This window comes from Candidatus Avelusimicrobium faecicola (assembly GCA_900540405.1).
Classification (GTDB): domain Bacteria; phylum Elusimicrobiota; class Elusimicrobia; order Elusimicrobiales; family Elusimicrobiaceae; genus Avelusimicrobium; species Avelusimicrobium faecicola.
Genome location: UQFW01000027.1, coordinates 1 through 19405, shown reverse-complemented (window position 1 = coordinate 19405; position 19405 = coordinate 1). Strand labels below are relative to the sequence as shown.

Annotated in this window: 14 protein-coding genes; 8 read left to right on the top strand and 6 right to left on the bottom strand. The window is 50.1% G+C overall.

What is annotated here, in order from left to right; genetic code table 11:
* Positions 1-365: deoxycytidylate deaminase (locus ACQY18_RS03825; protein ID WP_428038919.1), on the bottom strand; the 365-nt coding region annotated here is incomplete at its 3' end.
* Positions 366-582: 217 nt separating this feature from the next.
* Between ACQY18_RS03825 and ACQY18_RS03820 the strand changes: the two genes are divergently transcribed.
* Positions 583-1101: a ferritin-like domain-containing protein gene (locus ACQY18_RS03820; protein WP_428038918.1), complete on the top strand. Its 519-nt coding sequence runs from the start codon at positions 583-585 to the stop codon at positions 1099-1101.
* A 246-nt stretch (positions 1102-1347) separates the two neighbouring features.
* On the opposite strand, the gene rlmB is transcribed toward ACQY18_RS03820, so the two are convergent.
* From rlmB to ispH, 3 genes are read right to left on the bottom strand one after another with little or no spacing between them, the layout of a single operon-like run.
* A complete protein-coding gene (gene rlmB / locus ACQY18_RS03815; protein WP_428038917.1) occupies positions 1348-2097 on the bottom strand; it encodes a 23S rRNA (guanosine(2251)-2'-O)-methyltransferase RlmB in 750 nt (249 codons plus the stop codon).
* Between the two features lie 9 nt (positions 2098-2106).
* Positions 2107-3207 (bottom strand): 6-phosphofructokinase, encoded by a 1101-nt coding sequence (locus tag ACQY18_RS03810; protein WP_428038916.1) that lies wholly within the window; start codon positions 3205-3207, stop codon positions 2107-2109.
* Between the two features lie 13 nt (positions 3208-3220).
* The gene (gene ispH / locus ACQY18_RS03805; RefSeq protein ID WP_428038915.1) at positions 3221-4912 is read right to left on the bottom strand and encodes a 4-hydroxy-3-methylbut-2-enyl diphosphate reductase; all 1692 of its coding nucleotides are present in this window, start codon (positions 4910-4912) and stop codon (positions 3221-3223) included.
* Positions 4913-4979: 67 nt separating this feature from the next.
* Here ispH and ACQY18_RS03800 point away from each other — a divergent pair, with 67 nt between their 5' ends.
* On the top strand, positions 4980-7031 hold the full coding sequence (locus ACQY18_RS03800; RefSeq protein ID WP_428038914.1) for a M3 family metallopeptidase: 2052 nt from the start codon (positions 4980-4982) through the stop codon (positions 7029-7031).
* A 52-nt stretch (positions 7032-7083) separates the two neighbouring features.
* Here the strand turns inward: ACQY18_RS03800 and ACQY18_RS03795 are convergent, their stop codons facing one another.
* Both ACQY18_RS03795 and ACQY18_RS03790 read right to left on the bottom strand, forming a co-directional pair.
* Positions 7084-7917, bottom strand: a complete 834-nt coding sequence (locus tag ACQY18_RS03795) for a hypothetical protein (protein WP_428038913.1) — start codon at positions 7915-7917, stop codon at positions 7084-7086.
* Between the two features lie 49 nt (positions 7918-7966).
* On the bottom strand, positions 7967-10336 hold the full coding sequence (locus tag ACQY18_RS03790) for a sodium-translocating pyrophosphatase (RefSeq protein WP_428038912.1): 2370 nt from the start codon (positions 10334-10336) through the stop codon (positions 7967-7969).
* Positions 10337-10456: 120 nt separating this feature from the next.
* Here ACQY18_RS03790 and ACQY18_RS03785 point away from each other — a divergent pair, with 120 nt between their 5' ends.
* The 6 genes from ACQY18_RS03785 to ACQY18_RS03760 form a co-directional block, all read left to right on the top strand.
* A complete protein-coding gene (locus ACQY18_RS03785) occupies positions 10457-11671 on the top strand; it encodes a protein-glutamine glutaminase family protein (RefSeq protein WP_428038911.1) in 1215 nt (404 codons plus the stop codon).
* Positions 11672-11845: 174 nt separating this feature from the next.
* Complete coding sequence (locus tag ACQY18_RS03780) at positions 11846-12334, top strand: MarR family winged helix-turn-helix transcriptional regulator (protein WP_428038910.1); 489 nt, start codon at positions 11846-11848, stop codon at positions 12332-12334.
* A 1-nt stretch (position 12335) separates the two neighbouring features.
* Positions 12336-15755, top strand: a complete 3420-nt coding sequence (locus ACQY18_RS03775) for an acyl-[ACP]--phospholipid O-acyltransferase (protein ID WP_428038909.1) — start codon at positions 12336-12338, stop codon at positions 15753-15755.
* A gap of 83 nt (positions 15756-15838) precedes the next feature.
* Positions 15839-16309 carry a hypothetical protein gene (locus ACQY18_RS03770; protein ID WP_428038908.1) on the top strand — a complete coding sequence of 157 codons (471 nt, stop codon included), beginning with the start codon at positions 15839-15841 and terminating at the stop codon, positions 16307-16309.
* 270 nt (positions 16310-16579) lie between these two features.
* Entirely contained in the window at positions 16580-17302 is a 723-nt protein-coding gene (locus tag ACQY18_RS03765) for a hypothetical protein (RefSeq protein WP_428038907.1), read from the top strand.
* Between the two features lie 220 nt (positions 17303-17522).
* On the top strand, positions 17523-19405 hold a 1883-nt coding region (locus tag ACQY18_RS03760; protein WP_428038906.1), incomplete at its 3' end, for an AAA family ATPase.

The following is a 19405-nucleotide window of genomic DNA, read 5'->3' as shown; positions in this document are numbered from 1 at the left end:
CGCTTGCACATAGAACAACTGTTGGAATGGTGGATATAAGCGCCGGAGTCCGCCTCCCGCCCGGATAAATAGAGCGTGGCGCCAATCATTTTATCGCGCGGCGCGCTGATAATGGCGTTGGCTTCCGCGTGTACACTGCGGCAGAGTTCGTAGCGTTCCCCGCGGGGGATATTCATTTGCTGGCGGATACAGTAGCCCAAATCCGTACAGTTTTTACGCCCGCGCGGCGCGCCTACATAGCCGGTGGAAATCACTTCGTCATTTTTTACAATCACGGCTCCGTAATGGCGGCGTAAACAGGTACAGCGTTTGGAAACAACATCCGCTAAATCCAAATAATAATTTACTTTGTCGCGTCTGGGCATAATAAAAAATCTCCGTTTGCGTGGGGTTAAAGGCCGGGTTTTCCTTTTATTATAACTAAAATAGAGCGCAAAACAAACGGTTTTCTCCTGCGCGGCCAGGGGAGAGGCACTTTCTAACCTTTTTTACCGGGTTGCCAAATGCGGCCGGAATTATACAATAAGGTATACGCCGGGCATTTTCAGCCATATTCCGGCGCATATACAGGAGGGGTAAATTATGGGAATGAAAGGAAAAGAAATCGTACACAGAGCCGGGCTAAACGTTCGTGAGTTAATCCACGCCTTAAACAAAGCCTATTGTGATGAATGGTTGGCCTATTACCAATATTGGATAGGGGCCAAGGTGGTAAGCGGTATGGCCGCCTCGCGCTTGATTGCGGAAATGGAAGAACATGCCGCCGAAGAATTAGAACACGCCGAAATGCTTGCCAAGCGTATTTTGGAACTCGGGGGAACCCCGGTACTTTCGCCTAAAGAGTGGTACAAAGAAAGCACTTGCGGCTATTTAGTGCCGGAAGATGAGGACTCCAAAGCCATTTTGGCCCAAAATTTACAGGGGGAGCGGTGCGCCATTGAAGTATACAATAAATTATTGGAAATGGTAAAAGATAAAGACCTGCTTACCGCCCATATACTGCGCAAAATCTTGCAAGATGAGGTGGAACACGAACAGGATTTGGAAGACATCGGCCTGGATATGAAATACATTACCGCCGATTGCGGTTGCGCCGGCTGATAGCCCGCGTACTGCTTTTGCAACAGGCCCCGCTTGGGGCCTTTTTTATGGCGGGGCGGGCGGCCCGGGAGCGGCAAGGCCGAAAAGCGGAAGAATGGAAACAGGTAAGCCGTCCACCTAAAAAACACTCCGGGCGCAACAAGGCGGCAAAGTGGCGGAAAATCAAAACAGGCCGTCCGCCTAAAATAAAAAACACCCCGGGGGGTAAATCCCGGGGCGCATTTTTATTTACCGTACAGATAAAACTTATTTTTTTAATTGTACTTTAGCCATCATATCATACATAATGATACTGGCGGCGGCAGAGGCGTTCAAACTTTCCACCCCGCCTTTTTGCGGGATAGAAACAATTTGGTCGCAGTTTTCGGCTGTTTTTTCGCGGATACCAAAACCCTCACTGCCAATAACCAGCACGGCGGGAGAGGCATAATCGGTTTCGGTAATGGGTTGTCCGTCCATATCCGCCCCGTATACCCAGAAGCCTTCTTCTTTCAAGTCCGTTAAGGCGGTATTTAAGTTGGCCACTTCCACAATGTTGATGTTTTCAATCGCCCCGCAGGCCACTTTATAGACGGCCGGCGTAATGCCCACCGTGCGCCGTTGCGGCAAAATAATGGTGGAAAACCCCAAACACGCCGCACTGCGGATAATGGCCCCCAGGTTTTGCGGGTCGGTCATTTCGTCCACGGCCAGCCAAAGGTCTTTTTTATTGCCGTCGGCTTCGTACATGGCGGTAGAAAGTTTCATGAGCTTAATGGGCTGGATTTTTGCCAACACGCCCTGGTGGTTGGCCCCGTGGGTCAGCTTATCTAGTACGCGCGGCTCAATGCGGTCCACTTTTACACTGTTTCTTTTGGCCAGGCGGATAATTTCTTCCACTTGGCGGTGTCCGGCCTTGCCGTCCGTCACATACAGTTGGGTCACATTGCGTTTTTTACTGCGCAACGCCTCCATAACCGGGTGAATACCGTAAATAATATCTAAAGGTTCGTTCATGTTGGCTCCTTAACCGATTTGGGTGGAACCGAAGCTCATGCCTACTTCCAGCGCGGCTTTTACTTCGGGCCCTTGCGGGTCCACACGTTTTAATTGGGCAATAGCATCTGCTATTTTTACTTCTTCCATTTTGAAAGCGTGCAAACTGGCCATATAGCCGAATTTGCCTTCCAATATCATATCCATAGCTTTGGCACCGTAAAGGGTGGAAAGCCAGCGGTCAAATGCCGTGGGCGTGCCGCCGCGTTGGGTGTGCCCTAACACGCACGCGCGGGATTCTATGCCCGTTTTGTCTTCAATCATTTGGCTTAATTTATAAGCAATACCGCCCAGGCGGATAGGGTCCGTACTGCCGGCCACCGTGCGGGTGACGGCTTGTTCGCCGGCTTCGTTTTTGGCGCCCTCGGCCGCTACCACAATGCTGAACGTTTTGCCTTTGCGGCGGCGTTCCAAAATGTGGTTTACAATCACTTCATCATTGTACGGGATTTCCGGCACCAGTACAATATCGCCCCCGCCCGCAATAGCGGAACGCAGGGCAATCCACCCCGCATAGCGGCCCATGGTTTCCACAATCATTACCCGGTGGTGGCTTTGGGCGGTGGTGTGCAGGCGGTCAATGGCTTCCGTGGCAATGGCCAAGGCGGAGTCAAAGCCGAAGGTCTGGTCCGTGGAGCAGAGGTCGTTATCAATGGTTTTGGGCACGGCTACAATCGGCATACCCAAGTCCACAAATTGTTGGGACATGTGGAGCGTGCCGTCGCCCCCCACGGTAATTAAGGCATCCAGTTGGTTTTCCTTAAAATTGTGCATAACGACGGAGGACAAATCTTTCGGGTCCTGCGGCGTGCCGAAAGGCGGCAGTGTATATTTGAACGGGTTAGCAATATTACTGCTGCCCAAAATGGTGCCGCCCTGCGTTAAAATGTTAGATACGGTTTCGTCGGTAATGTTGATGAACTCGTTGCGCACCAGGCCGTCAAAACCGTTTTTGAAACCTAAAACTTCAATCCCGTGGCCCAAGGCGTTTTTGCTTACCGCCCGCACCACAGCGTTCAAACCGGGGCAATCTCCGCCGGCGGTTAAAATACCAATTTTATGAATACTCATTTGCACCCCTCCATTACATATATTTGGACAGATAACTTAAAATCCATAAGATAAAAAATTGTCCGTCAATAAAAGTTTCCTGCCGTACACTGCGCACCGTAAGGTGGCTATAATAATATATTACAATATAAATGGTATACAAATTACCTATTAAAAGCATACCGACCAGTGTAGGCTTCCATGGCATCAGCCACAGCGCCGCCAGTACGCCCGTAAGCGCGGCCAGCATGCAAGCCACGGCCCCTTTGGTAGCCGTAATGCCAAAGGCTTTGTAGAAAGTTTCTTTCCCTACCATTAAATCTTTATTGGCCGACGAAAACCCCAGCGTGACGGAGCGCATAAACACCAGCAGTGCCGCATAAAACACCGCCAAACAGGTGGCTTTTTGGAACGGCAACCCATGGGCATACGCGGGCAGCCACGCACATGCAAACGCCCACCCCAGGGCCGTCACCACGTCTTTTGTTCCCGGGAAAGAAAGCAGTTTGGATTTTAGCGCGTGGCGGAACGGATAGAAGAACCCCGCCGCCAAAAAGGCCAAGGCCAGTAAAAACACCTGCCACCCGGCAGTAGCCGCCATTCCCAGCGCCGCGGCGCACGCCGTTAAGCTGACGGCCAAGGCGGCCTTGCCCGCCCGCGCGGACGAATTTTCCAACGCCCGGTTTACGGACGTCAGGCTGAAAATAAACAACCACGAGAATGCTAATAACGTCCAATCCGTTTTGGCTCCTTCCAGTTTCATACAAACGTAAGTAAGAGCCATGGCGGCAAACGCGGTATAAAAAGAGGAGCGCACAAAAGCATTCCACGCGCCTTTTAAGCGGGCCGTCCACGCAAAGCGGTTGCGGGTGCGGCGGGTTTCGCGCACCCAGTTGGCTACTTTATCAATTACCCAGTTGGGGGTGGAGGCCCCGGCGGTAATAAAAATTTTCTGCGGGCGGAGGACTTGTTCCGGCTGAAGCTCCGCTTCCGTTTCTATATGCAGTACGCGCGGGGCGAGCCCCTGGCACAAAAGCGCCAAACGCGCCGTATTGGCGCTGTGTTTGCCGCCTACCACAATTACTAAATCCGCATTTTTGGCAAGTTCCACCGTTTCTTTTTGGCGGTCTTTGGTGGGTTGGCAAACGGTGTTGGAAATTTGGCACACCGCCGCTTTGGCTTTAATAATTTCGGCCGTTTCGTAAAAGACGCTTTCTTTTTGGGTGGTTTGGGAAACCACATTTACTTTATCAAACGCGGGCAGTTTGCGGGCTTCTTCCGGGCCGGATACCACCACGCCTTTGCCTTGCGTATAACCTAGCAGGCCGATGACTTCCGCGTGGCCGCCGTCCCCCACAATTACGGTGGAGTAGCCTTCCTGTGCGTATTTGGAAATGACGTCATGCGCGCGCTTAACCAGCGGGCAGGTGGCATCCACCACTTCCATACCGCAGGAAGTCACTTCCTGCTGGAATTGGGGCGTAATGCCGTGGGCGCGGATAACCAAAACCCCGGTTTTATCGGCCGCTTCCTGCGGGTGGTTGATGGAAGAAATCTGCTTGGCGGCAAGCATATCCGTCACTTGTTTGTTGTGGATAAGCGGCCCAATGGTATAAATGGGCTTTTTGCCGGCGGCTTCCAATTCCAGCACTTTATCAATAGCGCGTTTGACACCCGGGCAGAACCCGGCACTTTTGGCTACAATCACGTCTTGTTCTTTTTCCATATACATATTATAGAAAATTACGCGTTTGCCCGGGGCCGGAAACGGAAGAATTTTCTATAATAAAATTATGAAAAAATTAATAACTTCTTTGGCGGCGTTGACGCTGCCGTGCGCCGCGTTTGCCGGCGCTTACAGCAAAATGTTTGCCGATGGGCATTTACGTTTTGATTACACCCCGCAGGAAATTGCCGCGCTGGAATCTTCCGCCCGGCAGGAATTGGATGCCAACCTGGGGGCTTTAACGCAAGTGGCCGCCGCGGAGCGCACCTTTCAAAATACGGTGCTGGCCCTGGAAACAGCCTACACCAATTATTGGTTTGTGCCTAAAAATTTATCGCTCCTGGCGTATTTTCATAAAGATTCTGCCGTGCGGGAAGCCGCCGCGCGGTTGGAAACGGTGGGAAGCCAAACCAAAGCCGCCGTATTTGCCCGGCGGGATGTGTACCGCGCCTTAAAAGAATATGCGGACCAAAAACAACCCTTGGCGCACGAAGAAGCGCGCCTGTTGGAAAAGTGGCTCCAAAAGTACGAGCGGGCGGGGATGTCTTTACCGGACAGCAAGCTGAAAAAGTATTTGCGCTTAAATGATGCCCGGCTTGAAAAAATCACCCGCTACAATGTAAATTTGAATAATTACAAAGACGAACTGCCCCTGACCAAAGCCCAACTGAAAGGGATGAGCGAAACGTTTATCAACCGTTTGGAAAAAACGGCCGACGGTAAATATATAGTCACCTTAAAATACCCGGATTATAACCCTTTTATGGCGAACGCGCAGGACGAAGAAGCCCGCCGCCGCCTGCAATATAAATTTGCCCGCCGCGGGGGGAAGGAAAACGTAAAACTGTTGGAAGATACCTTAGTATTGCGCCGTAAGCAGGCGGCCCTGTTGGGGTATGCCGAGTATCCGGACTTTGTACTGCCGGTGCGTATGGCTAAAACGCAGGCGCGGTTAAGAGCTTTCCTAAAAGATTTGCAAACGCAAATTACGCCGCTTGCACAAGCGGAAACCGCCCAATACCTTCAACTGAAAAACGATACGCTGGGCACCCGTTCCACTGTGTTAAACGCTTGGGAACTGGGCTATTGGGCCAACCAGTATAAAAAGGCGCATTTTCAGGTAGATGACGAAAAAATTAAGGAATACTTTCCAACGGATACCGTAATAAATGGAATGTTTGCCACCTTTGGGCATTTGTTCGGCCTGACGTTTGAAAAAGCCGCTCTGCCCGCGTGGCACCCGGACGTGCAAACCTGGCTGATTAAAGACAGCAAAAACGGGGAAGTAATTTCCCATTTTTATATGGATTTATTCCCGCGCGACGGCAAATATACGCACGCGGCAACGTGGTCTTTTGTGGACCGTTTCCAACTGCCGGACGGAACGTATCAAACGCCCGGCGTGGTGATTGCGGCGAACTTTTCCCCGGCGGGCAACGGCGTGCCTTCTTTACTGGGGCATAGCGAGGTGGAAACGCTGTTCCACGAGTTCGGGCACGTTTTGCAAATGTCCTTGGCAACGTCCAAATACGCCAGTTTAACCGGGGATAACGTGGCGTGGGATTACATAGAAGCCCACTCCCAACTGTTGGAAAATTGGGCCTGGAACCCGGCCGTTCTCAAGCAGATTTCCGCCCACTATAAAACCGGGGAAAAACTGCCGGACGAACTGATTAACGCGTTGGTAAAATCCCGCCACGCGGGCGAAGCCTCGGCCTTTATCCGCCAGAACTTTTTGGGCCAGTTTGATTTGGAGGCCCACGCCGCCCCGCACCGGGTAAACACCACCCGCCTGTACGGCAAAATGATGAAAGATATTACGGGTATTCCCATGGCGCGGGGTACTTATCCGCAGGCCAGTTTCGGGCATATTATGTCCTTAACGGACCCGTATGATGTGGGGTATTATGTGTATGCGTGGTCTTTGGTGATTGCGCAGGATATTTTCTCCCGCTTTGAAAAAGAGGGGTTGGATAATGCCCAACTGGGGGCCGATTTGCGCAAATACATTTATACGCCCGGCACCGTATGGGACGAAAACGAAATGGTGGAAAAATTCCTCGGCCGTCCGTACAATAATAAGGCATTTTTGAAAGGATTGGGAATAGCGGAAAAGTAAGCATTTTCAAGCGTTGCCTTATAAAACTCCCCGCGTTTTGCGCGGGGAGTTTTTAATGCGGCAGATTTTTAAGTAGCAGCCACGCCACTACGGGCACCGCTAGCACCAGTAAAAGCAGGATAATCCCGCCCGCGCCGGAAAGTTTACTGCGGGCCGGAGCGGGGCTACCCGCATGCGGAGCAAGCGCATTTAACATACTCTGCGCTTTGATTAAAACGGCATCTTCCGCCGGAGCCTGCGCCGTTTTGGGGGAGGAAACCTGCGGTGCTGAAAGGGGTTGCCATTCACTGGTTAAGTGCAACACGCGGCTATGCAAGGCGGAACATTCCTGCGGCGTTAAAAGGCGGCTTTCGTGATACACCACCGCGTTGCCGAAAGTTTCCAAATACAGGGCTGTCCGGGTTTTTAATAAGCGGATAAGAAAAGGGGTTAATAATTTGCCGGCTTCCCGGTCCGGCGTGTATAAAGCATAGGCGCGGTCAATTTCCGCTATGTTCGTTTTTACGGCCGGATATTGGCTGTGGGCAAATAAGCCGGGGCGCGGCGCTATTTTTAAGGTGGGGAAACTGCGCGTGCGGAACTCCGCCGCCAAAACCGTAATGCCGTCCGGCATAAACGCGGGGCCGCCCGGCGTGCCGAAAGCATCCGCCAGGCGCATAAAAGCGGCATTGTTGGAAAGGGTGCATACGCGGAAAAACCGGGGCGTATGGAAACGGAAAAATTCAAGTTTGTCCGCATTGAGCGCGGTAATCAAGCGTTCGCGGCGGGGCTCAAACAACGCCTGTTGCTCTTTGCTCCACGCGCGCAAGCGCGCCGTGCGGGTGCGGCTGTATTTATAATAACCCGCTCCGGCGGCCAATAAAAGGATTAAAATTCCTATTCCCATGTATTTATGGTAGCAAAAAAACCGGGGCCCTGTATGGGCCCCGGGAAACTTATTTGCGGGAGGTTAAATCCTGCGCCGGCTTTTTGCTGGATAAAATCGCCCAGCTGAGTACAGCCAGTAGGAAAATAACCGTCACCCAACCCCACTTGCCGAGCGGGGTGAATGTATTGTGGTAATTAACCACAATGGGGGCCACAATAACGGCCACCATATTTACCACTTTAATCAGCGGGTTGACGGCCGGCCCGGCGGTATCTTTTAAGGGGTCGCCCACCGTATCGCCCACCACGCTGGCTTTGTGGCGTTCGGAGCCTTTGCCTGTGTTGGCGGCAAGGTCTGTGGGTTCGTCTTCCACCACTTTTTTGGCGTTATCCCACGCGCCGCCCGCGTTGGACATAAACACCGCCAGCAACTGCCCGGAAACGATAATCCCGGCTAAAAATCCGCCCAAGGCTTCTACCCCAAAGGTAAGCCCAACCACAATGGGGGAAACAATGCCCAGTACCGCCAGTACAATCAGCTCTTTCTGGGCGGCCACGGTGGAAATGTTTACCGCGTTTGTGTAATCCGGCTTGGTTTTGCCTTCCAATACCCCGCCCTTAAATTGGCGGCGTACTTCTTCCACAATCAGCGCGGCGGCCCGGCTGACGGCGTTAATGGCAAAGGACGAAAATAACCACGGCAACGCGCCGCCAATCAGCATGCCCACAAACACCGTAGGATTGGAAACCACAATCCCCACTTGGGAGAGTAGTTCCAGCGCCTTATTTTCTCCGGCGGAGGCCCAGGCTTCGTTCAGTAATTTTTGTACGTTGCTTACGTCCACCATATAAGAGGCAAACAACGCTACTGCCGCAATAACGGCCGAGCCGATAGCCACCCCTTTGGTAATGGCTTTGGTGGTGTTTCCTACGCCGTCCAAGTCGGCCATGATTTGGCGGGCTTTTTGGGTGTCTTTATCGTCTTTACCGTGCCAGGCCATTTCTCCAATGCCGTTGGCGTTGTCGGCAATCGGGCCGAACGAGTCCATAGCCACGTTGTTGCCGGTTAAGGTGAGCATCCCAATACCCGTCATAGCCACGCCGTACAGGATGAACGTGAATTGTTCGGCGGCGGTTAAGCCGTCTATGGAGCCGAAAATAATTACGGACAGGAAAATCGCGCCCGCAATCACCAGCGTACTCCATACGGCCGATTCAAAGCCGACGGCCAAGCCGGATAAAATAGTGGTGGCGGAACCCGTAGCGGTGGATTTTTTAATTTCCTGTACAGGTTTTTTGTCCGTCCCGGTAAAATATTCGGTCAGGCGGTCAATGGTAATGGCCAGTAAAATGCCGATGGTCGTGGCGGCAAACGGGCGCCACCAGCCGCCGGGCACTCCGGCCATATAATAGTAAGCCAGTACGCCGAAAATCGCCACGGAAATAATGGCGGAAATGGTGTAGCCCTTAAAAATGGCTTTCATGGCGTTGCCGGCGGTGCGTTTGGAGTCTTTGACCGCATAAGTACCAATAATGGAGCAAAGCACCCCAATCCCGCGCACCAGGAGCGGATAGACAATCCATTCGTGGTGGCCCGTAATGCGCCAAAGGGTAATCCCCAAAATCAGGCCGGAAACAATCGTCACTTCGTACGATTCAAAAATATCTGCGGCCATACCGGCGCAATCGCCCACATTATCGCCCACCAAATCGGCCACAACGGCGGGGTTGCGGGGGTCGTCTTCCGGAATACCGGCTTCCACTTTACCCACTAAGTCCGCGCCCACGTCGGCCGCTTTGGTGTAAATGCCGCCGCCCACACGCATAAACAGCGCCAGTAGCGTTCCGCCAAAGCCAAAGCCTAACAGCGCATCCGGCGCGGCAATACCAAAAATAATAAAAATAAGTGTGCCGCCTAATAGCCCGAGTCCGTCCGTCAACATACCCGTAACGGTTCCGGCCCGGTAGGCAATTTTAAGCGCGTCCCCAAAACTGCGTTTGCTGGCCGCCGCTACGCGCACGTTGGCATCCACCGCAATACGCATACCAAACTGCCCCACCAGTAAAGAGAACACCGCCCCCAAAATAAAGGCACCGGCACGCCCGAAAGCGGCAATCAGTTTAACGGTGTCGGGGGATAAACCGGCAAAGCGTTCCAACGAATCTTGCGATACGGGAACGATATAAACGGACAAGAAAAGACAAACCGTCAAAAGCCCGATTAAAGGCAGAATAGTTTTGAGTTGTCTTTTAAGGTAGGCATTGGCGCCTTCCCGAATGGCTCCCCATACTTTTTGCATTTCCGGGGTGCCGGCGTCTTCGCGCAGCACTTGGCGGCGCAAAAACCACGCATACAAAAGCCCCAGCACCGCAATAAACAACACGCCAAACAATGCGTATTGTTCAAAGGTGCGTAGGGCAGCTATTCCATACCACATATCCGGTCTCCTTTGTAAACAAAGTAAAACTTCCCCTATATTATAATAAAAAAAATCCGTTCCGGCGCTTTATAAAAACAGGGGGTTGTATCCGGGCGAATTGTTTCCTATACTAAAAGTATGTATAAATGCAAAATGATATGGGGTTTGATAGCAGTAGCGTGCCTGGCTGTAAATGCAGGGGCGGCGCCGGTGAGCTTTTGGGCGGCCTTGCAACAGCAGGTGCGGGGGAGTGCGGCTGTCCGGCAAGATACGGGCATGGGGCGCTTAACCTTTATGCGCTATTACTTCCCTAAAAATACGGTCTATGCGCAACCGGGCACCTGGGAAAAATTAGTGGAAACGTTTGATTCGTCTTCCGAGGTGCGCGCCGTGGCGTTTTATTTATACCAAATGTATGTTTCCCAGGCGGCATACGGCGGCGCCGTTCCCGGGCGGCTGGATGTTAATTATTTGGGGGCGTTGGATAATTTTGAAATGTTAAACACGCCGTTTGATGTGCGTTCGGCCTCCGGCATTTATGAAAAACACAAAAAGGAAATAAAAACCCAACTGGCCAGATTTTTCGCCACCCAAAAAAAGCTCCCCGCCTATCCGGCGCAAAGCGCGCAAACAGACCAACAGGAGCGCGCCTTCTTGCGTGCGCTGGCGGCCAGTGCGGATGCCAACGGCCGGGCCGGCTATTTTTGGGCGGCTCCCCGGTGGAAAAATACTCTTTCCGCGCAAGATAAAAAATGGTTGGGCAAAATTTTGCATACGGGCCAGGCGGAAGCCTCCCAAAAAGTAGTTTTATACAAAACCCCCAAGGCGGATTTAAGCGCACTGGATAAAACCTCCGGGCGCTACTCCGGCGGCGGCATGGAGTATTTGTACCGCCCGGCGGATAAAGAATGTGATGCGTGCAGTTATGTGGTGGCGCGGGCCTTGCGCGAACAAATGCGCAAGCAAAAAAATGTAAATTGGGGCCATTTGCGGCTGTACCGTTTAACGGCCCGGCCCTTAAAAGGCGGCACGTTGCAACCGGCGCGTGGAAGCCGTTTTGCCTGGCCGAAAGGCGGTTTTTATCCGGCGTGGGATTATCACGCGGCGGTGCTAGTAATAATGAACCGCGACGGACGTTATACCCCGGCGGTGCTGGATACGTTTTTATCGGCGGAGCCCATGGCGTTTAGCGCGTGGCTGGCGCAGTTTAAGGCCGCCAATACGCGCCTGACGGCAACGCCTTTTAAGCGGTTGGAGGAAATTGAAACCGCCATCACCCGGCCGGATAAAAAAGAGGGCCCAAATTGTATCAAAAACGGTTGCACCTATAAGCCGTATCCGGTACATCCATAAATTTATAAAAGCCCCGCTGAACGGCGGGGCGTTTTGTTGCGTAAAATCCGGGCCGGAAAAACCCCCGGCCAGCGTGCCGCGGCGCGCGGCGAACCAGGTGCGGCGTACCAACGGCCCCCACTCCTTCCGGGCTTTTTGTTTGACAAAGAAACAGTTTATTAGTAAACTATTTATATGGAAACTAAAAACACTAATCTGCGGCCTTACGGTATCAATCCGGCAAAGGGCCGCCGTTATGAAAACATTATATATGTATTGGCTTTAGTATATAATTTATTACAAGCCCGGGTGGAAAAATATTTGCTTCCGCACGGTTTGTCGGCGGTGCAGTTTAACCTGTTGATGTTGGCGGCGTATCAAAACAATGGCAACGGGATTAGCCAGGTGGAGTTGTCCAAACGGTTGATAGCCTCGGCCAGCAATATTACCAAGCTGGTGGAAAAATCCGTACGGGGCGGGTGGATTACCCGCCGAACAAACCCGCACAGCCGCCGGGAAAACATCATTTGCATTACTCCGCAAGGGCAGGCGCTGATTGATAAAGTATGGCCGGAATATGATAAGCTGGTGCGGGGGTTGACGGAAAAAATACCCGCGCAAAGCCGCCCGCAAATGGAACAAATTTTAAGAGATTGGTTCGGTGCCTTACAGGAGGAAAAATAGTATGTTATCTTTACTGAAGACATTTTTTAACCGTTCATTTTTAGCCTTGTTTTGTACGCAGTATTTAGGGGCGTTTAACGATAATTTCTTCCGTACGGCCATGGCTACTTTTATTACTTATAAAGTGGCCGATATGTCGGCGGGGAGTAAATCGGTAGTGGTTTCTTTGGCGGTGGCGTTGTTTATGTTGCCGTTTTTCTTGTTCTCGGCGGTGGCCGGGGAAATGGCCGATAAACTGCGCAAAGATGTTTTAATTAAAGCCACTAAAGGTTTAGAGGTGCTGATTGTACTGCTGGCCGGGGTGGGTTTTTTGACTATCAACGTGCCGTTGCTGTTGGGCGTGCTGTTTTTGATGGGTACGCAATCGGCCTTTTTCGGCCCGGTGAAATACAGCATTTTGCCGGATATTTTGGGCAAAAACCAGCTGATTGCCGGGAACGGTATTATTGAGGCCGGCACTTACGGCTCTATTTTGCAAGGTACTATTTTCGGCGGGATTATTATTTCCGTCAATGAATTATGGCTGCCGGGGATTATGTTGGCGGTAGCGGTGGCGGGGCTGTTGGCCAGTTTGTTTATTCCGGCCCAAAAACCGGCCAATGCCGCGCTGGAAATAGATAAAAACTTCCTGCGCAGTACCTGGAAAAATATGGCTTTTGCCAAGCAAAACCACGATATTTTCCTTTGTATTTTGGGGATTTCCTGGTTTTGGATGTTAGGCACGGCCTTAATTGCGCAAATGCCTTCTTTGGCGCATGATATATTAAACGGCACGCCGGGGCTGTTTACCTTTTTGCTGACGCTCTTTTCGTGCGGGATTGGGCTGGGCTCGCTTTTGTGCCAATTTTTGGTAAAGGGGGAAATTACCAGCAAATATGTGCCCATCAGCGCGCTTTTGATGACGGTATTTCTGGTAGATTTGGCGTGTGCTACCTCCGGCTATGTGCCGCCGGTTCTGCCGGCCGATTACAAGGCGTTTTTAATGACGTTTGCAGGCAAACGCATTACGCTGGATTTACTGGGCTTTGCGGTGTGCGGCGGTTTGTATATCGTGCCGCTGAATGCCATGCTCCAATTTTTGGCTACCGAAGAAACCCGCTCCCGCGTGATTGCCACCAATAACATTATCAACTCCCTTTTTATGGTGTTGGGCAGTGGGTTCTGCGCGTTGCTGTTGGCCTTGCACTTTACCATTCCGGCCGTGTTTGGCGTAATTGCGCTTATTAACGCGTTAGCCGCTATTTATATTTGCGGTTTGTTGCCGCACCATATTATCCGTATGATTATGACGCGGGTTTTGAACTTTGTATATGGCGTAAAAGTAAACGGCTTGGAACACTGGAAAAACCTGCAAGGTAATGCGGTGATTATTGCCAACCATACCTCCTTTTTGGATGCCGTATTGTTGTGGGTGTATATCCCCGGGCATTTGTATTTTGCCATTGATACTTACGTCAGCCAAAAATGGTGGGTAAAGCCTTTCTTGCATTTGGTAAAGTATTTTCCGATTGACCCCACCAACCCGATGGCGGTGAAATCCATTATTGAAGAAGTAAAATCGGGCAAGCGGGTGGTTATTTTCCCGGAAGGGCGCATTACCACCACAGGCGGGCTGATGAAGATTTATCCCGGCCCGGCCATGATTGCCGATAAAAGTGACGCGCAACTGTTGCCCATTTGTTTGGAGGGGAGCCAGTATTCGTTATTTTCCCGCTTTGGCACGCAGTTAAAAACGCGCCCGCAAAGCAAAATTACCATTACCGTTCAGGCGCCTAAAACATTAAAAATTGAAGAAAGCGTAAAGGGAAAGGCGCGCCGTTTGGCGGCCGCCCGCGGGCTGTACGATATTATGGTAAATATGAAGTACCGGGCCGGAAATACAGGCGAAACGCTGTTTGATTCCCTGTTGGATGCGTATAAACTGGTGGGGCGCAAAAAACGCATGATTAATGATGCCACGCGCCGCCCGTTAAATTTCGGGCAATTTTTGACGGCCGTTTTTGTGTTGGGTAAAAAAATAGCCCAACACCAGCAACCGGGCGAAATGGCCGGGTTTTTACTGCCGAATATGACGGCCTCCGTGGTGGCGTTTTTCGGTATGCGCGCCTTTAACATTACCCCGTGTATGCTGAACTTTTCCACCGGGGTAAAAAATATGTTGGCGTGCTGTAAGGCGGCTAACATTTCCACGGTGTTTACTTCCAAAACATTTTTGGAACAAGGCGGGTTGGTGGAAACGGCCGCCGCACTGAAACAGGCCGGGCTGAAATTGGTATATTTGGAAGATTTGAAAAAAGAAATTACCCTTTGGGATAAAGCGGCCGGGTGGGCGGCCTCTTATTTCCCGCGGCGCTATTATAAACAAGTGCGCGGGAACGCCTCCTCTAAAGACCCTGCCGTAGTGCTTTTTACCTCCGGCAGTGAAGGCACCCCCAAAGGGGTTGTGTTAAGCCACGAAAACATACAAGCCAACCGTTTGCAATTACAAAGCGTTTTGGATTTTGGGCTGAAAGACCGCGTATTTAATGCGATGCCTATTTTCCATTCGTTTGGGCTAACGGTGGGGACGTTGCTGCCGCTTTTAAGCGGGGTGCCGGTGTTTTTCTATCCGTCCCCGCTGCATTACCGCATTGTGCCGGAGCTGATTTACGATAGCAACGCCACCATTATTTTTGGTACGGATACTTTCTTTAACGGTTATGCCAAAATGGCGCACCCGTACGATTTTTACTCGGTGCGGTTGGCGGTGGTCGGTGCGGAAAAACTAAAAGAAGAAACTATCCGCAAGTATTACGACCAATTCGGCCTGCGCATTATGGAAGGCTACGGTGCTACCGAAACCTCCCCCGTAATGGCGGTCAATACGCCCATGTATTTTAAGCGCGGGAGCGTGGGCCGCTTGCTGCCCGGCATGGAGTATAAGTTGGAACAAATCCCCGGCGTGGAAGACGGCGGAAAACTGTGGGTGAAAGGCGCCAATATTATGGCCGGGTATCTGCGTGATTCCAAGCCCGGCGTGGTGGAGCCGCCGCAAGGCGGTTGGTATGATACCGGCGACATTGTGCGGGTGGATGAAGACGGATTTGTGTTTATTTTGGGCCGCGCCAAACGCTTTGCCAAAATTGCGGGCGAGATGATTTCTTTAACGGCGGTGGAAACGGAACTAAATGCCCTGTGGCCGAACAAAATGCACGCGGTGGTTAATATCCCGGATGAGAAAAAAGGCGAACAGCTGGTGCTGTTTACCACGGAGCCTGCGGTGGAACGCGGCGCGCTGTCGGCCGCTTTTAAGGCAAAGGGCGTCAGCGAACTGGCTGTACCTAAAACCATTCGCGTGGTGGAAGAACTCCCTTTAATGGGTACCGGCAAAGTGGATTATGTAAAACTGAAAGAAATGGCCGCCGGCCCCCAAAACGCTTAAACGCTTCCCGCAAGCGGAAGATGGTTTTTAGGGTGAAAAAATGATATATTGCAAAGTATCGTAAAGAACGTAAGGAGCTTATTATGTTAGTTATTATTATGGCAATAGTGGTTTTAATAATCATTAAAACACAATTTCTTTCCATATCCAAATTTCTGGAAAAAGTGGATTTCAGAAAGATAAAAATTGATGAACAAAAAAGATGCGTTTTTATTCAGGATTCTGTTTATTATTTTTCGGATATAGAGCGCGTTTCTGTGGTAGAAGACAGCGACCAACCTACTTTATATGAACTGTATATGAGCCGCGGTTGTGCTAATGCTTATTTTGCTACTATTAGATTCAAATTGAAAGACGGCACCGGGGTTTCCTATCATGCGGTTTCTAAAGTGCAAATATATGAAATTCTTAAAAAATTACAGCCCTATGTTAAGGTGCCGTATAATTGGGAAAGTTATAAGGGGTCATTCTTTTCCTTAGGTGAAGTTTTGGTTTTTGTGATAACTTTATTTTTAATTATCTCCTTCTTTTCCGGCGCAATATCCTTTGCATAAAAATAAAAACGCGCACAATTTCCAAAATACGCAAAAAAACCGCGGGCCGGAGGGGGCACATAAAAAGCCCCGCCGGGCATTGAGCCGAGCGGGGATGAAAGCGAATTTTTAAGCCTAAATACAGCGCGGGCGCACTCGGCGGGAATTTTTCCTCCCCCGGTTTTTATTCGTGCGCCCGGGCGGCTTTTAAAAGGTTGGCAATTTCTATATAATCCCCATAGCTGTATTCTTCGGCAATTTCAAGCGCGGTGCATTGTTTAACGAGGGAATATGATGAATGAAAAAATAATTCAACAGGAAGATTTATGTGAGCAGATTGATTTTGAATTGCCTGTGAAAGACAGGTTTTCAAAGTTGGCCGAATATTTATTTACACAATGCGCTTTATGGGTTTCCGGCCAATATTTTAACTTACAGGAAATAGAATTTTATTATTATGGGCAAACCAAGTCCAATAAGGATGATTTTTGTATTCATAGGGAACAATACAAGGGGGAAGTAGCCGCCCCTTTTTGTTTCCACCAATGGGGAATGGATTTAATGGCCGGAAATAAAGAAACTAAAGTGGGCGTACTAATCAGAGGAATTAAAGCCATGCAGGGAACGGCCCTTGCTTATGGCCCCAGCAAATTATTTGCCCATATTTTACCCCAACAAGAACAATATGTACAAAGCAAGCATGGAAAACAATTAAAAGAGATGGTACATAAAGGGGAGATAAAATTGATTGCCAAAAAGAAGGAACAGGGGAATATTTGTCTTTTACAAGGGCCGCGCATTTTAATGGGCCAAGGCCCGCGCATTTTAACAGGCCAAGACCCCGAAACAGGAAAATTTGCCCCTTTACGCTATGCGGTTGATTTAGAAGGAAAAGACAAAGGGCTATTACTGTTAAGTTCTTTCTTGTTGGGAAGGTTTGATAAAGATGCCCCAATGCCGAAAATATTAAAGAATTATGAAAAATGGTGGCGAGTGTATCAGTGTATGAAGTAAAATTCAAAATAAGTAATTTTTATCTGTTTGCATTTTAAGGCAGTTGATTTCCCAAGACCTAGCATTTTTCCTAGGTCTTTTTTATATCTTTTGTGCGACATAGCGCTGTCGCCAGGGGGTGCTATCCTATAAGTAATCTAACAAAAAAGGAGTGCCATTTATGAACTATACACAAGAACAATATGAGACCTTATATTATCTAAACAAGTTGCTCCCCCGCTTGAAAACTAAGAAAAATTTTGAGCGGGATTTGATACTGGCAGCCCAAAAAATAAAAGAAGACTTGGTGCCGGGGTTGAAAAAGCTGGATGCGTTCGGCAATTCCTCAAAAATCCGAAAAGTGCTTGCGGAAATAGAGCAAGTATTGGCTAAATATGGGGAAAATTATCCAAAAATTACCCCAACACCGGCCCAAAAAAATATGGAATATCTGGTGCATATCTTCCGGTTAAGTAAAGAGGAGCGCGCCGTTGTATATTTTTTGAGTGCTATGCAAAATAATGAACTCTTGCAGGAGTGTGTGCGAGAATTTAGTTCAGATTTGGAGGAGGAAGACAATACGCTCACCATGGTAGCAGGGTTGCCGAAAGGATTGGGAAATTCTCTTTTGAATCAAGACGCCCCATTAATGCGGTTGGGCATTCTGTTTCGTACACGGTATCGGGGTAGTTTGCATTTGAGCAGTTGGGTGCAGGAGTTTATCTTCTCCTTACACAAAAACGATGCCGCACGCTATGAGGCCCTTATCGGCGCGCCGGTGCCAAGCAAAGATGAACTTACCGTCAAAGACTTTGCCTATGTGGAGGCGGCTAAATTGGCCACGCGGCTTATGAAACAAGCCAGACACACCAAAGGGTTTAATATCCTTTTATACGGCACGCCCGGCACCGGGAAAAGCAGTTTTGCGCAGGTGTTGGCCCAATCGGCCAAGCTGAACCTATATCCGGTGGGGGTTTGCAATAATGGGGAAGAAGAAAAAAACTACCGTTTGCAACAGTTGTACCGCAAACAATTTTTGCTTAAAACGGTTAAAAATACTTGTCTGCTTTTGGACGAGGGGGAAGATATATTTTCCAGTTTGGAAACGCGCACCAGTAAAGTAGAAATCAATAATCTGTTGGAAAATAACGAAGTGCCTGTTATTTGGACCACCAATAAAATCCACCGGATGGACCCGGCTTATATCCGCCGCTTTACCTTAGCCGTGTGTTTTGATAAGCCGCCGGTAGAAATGCGCCAAAAGATTTGGAATAAGTATCTGTCCGCCAATAAAATTACTTACACCAAGGGTGACACGCTTGCGCTTGCCAAAAAGTACGAAGTCCAACCGTCTATGATTGCCGGCGCGGCGCAAGCGGCCCGTATGGCCAAAGGCGGCTTGCCTACCGTTCAAGAGCATTTATCTTTTATGATACAGGCGCTGAATGGGGGACGGAAAAATCCCGAAGAGGAAAAAACAAACATCCGCTTTTATCCGGCCTTAATTCATGCGGATATGGATTTGCAGGCGTTGACTACCCAATTAACCCGTTTGGGGCGGCTGAATTTTTCGCTTTGTTTGTACGGGGCAAGCGGAACGGGCAAATCGGCCTATGCGCGGTATTTGGCGGATAAACTGGGGTTGGAGGTGGTGCAGCGCAGAGCCTCTGACTTAATCAGCTGTTATGTGGGGGAAACGGAGCAAAACATCGCCAAAGCGTTTGCGCAGGCCCGAGAGGATAAATCCCTGCTGATTTTTGACGAGGCGGACAGTTTCTTGCGGGACCGTTCCACCGCCGCGCGCTCGTGGGAAGTTTCCAGCGTGAACGAAATGCTTACTTGGATGGAGAATCACCCGTATCCGTTTATCTGCACGACCAATTTAATGGAATCGTTGGACCCGGCCAGTTTGCGGCGGTTTAGTTTTAAGGTTAAGTACAACTTTTTGACGAGCCAACAAGTAAAAGAGGCGTTTGACTACTTTTTTGGAATCAAAATTGCACTGGCCGAAACGGCGGGGCTGGATAAACTGACCCCCGGAGATTTTACACTCGTAAAAAATAAGGCGGAAATTTTGGGCACTAGCACGCAATTTAGCGCCGTTAAAGAAATGTTGGAAACGGA

Bases quoted from the DNA above. Each gene is read 5' to 3' on its own strand.
- ispH (WP_428038915.1), bottom strand. From the start codon at position 4,912: ATGGAAAAAGAACAAGACGTGATTGTAGCCAAAAGTGCCGGGTTCTGC.
- ACQY18_RS03785 (WP_428038911.1), top strand. From the start codon at position 10,457: ATGTATAAATGCAAAATGATATGGGGTTTGATAGCAGTAGCGTGCCTG.
- ACQY18_RS03790 (WP_428038912.1), bottom strand. From the start codon at position 10,336: ATGTGGTATGGAATAGCTGCCCTACGCACCTTTGAACAATACGCATTG.
- ACQY18_RS03780 (WP_428038910.1), top strand. From the start codon at position 11,846: ATGGAAACTAAAAACACTAATCTGCGGCCTTACGGTATCAATCCGGCA.
- rlmB (WP_428038917.1), bottom strand. From the start codon at position 2,097: ATGAACGAACCTTTAGATATTATTTACGGTATTCACCCGGTTATGGAG.
- ACQY18_RS03810 (WP_428038916.1), bottom strand. From the start codon at position 3,207: ATGAGTATTCATAAAATTGGTATTTTAACCGCCGGCGGAGATTGCCCC.
- ACQY18_RS03765 (WP_428038907.1), top strand. From the start codon at position 16,580: ATGATGAATGAAAAAATAATTCAACAGGAAGATTTATGTGAGCAGATT.
- ACQY18_RS03775 (WP_428038909.1), top strand. From the start codon at position 12,336: ATGTTATCTTTACTGAAGACATTTTTTAACCGTTCATTTTTAGCCTTG.
- ACQY18_RS03795 (WP_428038913.1), bottom strand. From the start codon at position 7,917: ATGGGAATAGGAATTTTAATCCTTTTATTGGCCGCCGGAGCGGGTTAT.
- ACQY18_RS03820 (WP_428038918.1), top strand. From the start codon at position 583: ATGGGAATGAAAGGAAAAGAAATCGTACACAGAGCCGGGCTAAACGTT.
- ACQY18_RS03800 (WP_428038914.1), top strand. From the start codon at position 4,980: ATGAAAAAATTAATAACTTCTTTGGCGGCGTTGACGCTGCCGTGCGCC.
- ACQY18_RS03770 (WP_428038908.1), top strand. From the start codon at position 15,839: ATGTTAGTTATTATTATGGCAATAGTGGTTTTAATAATCATTAAAACA.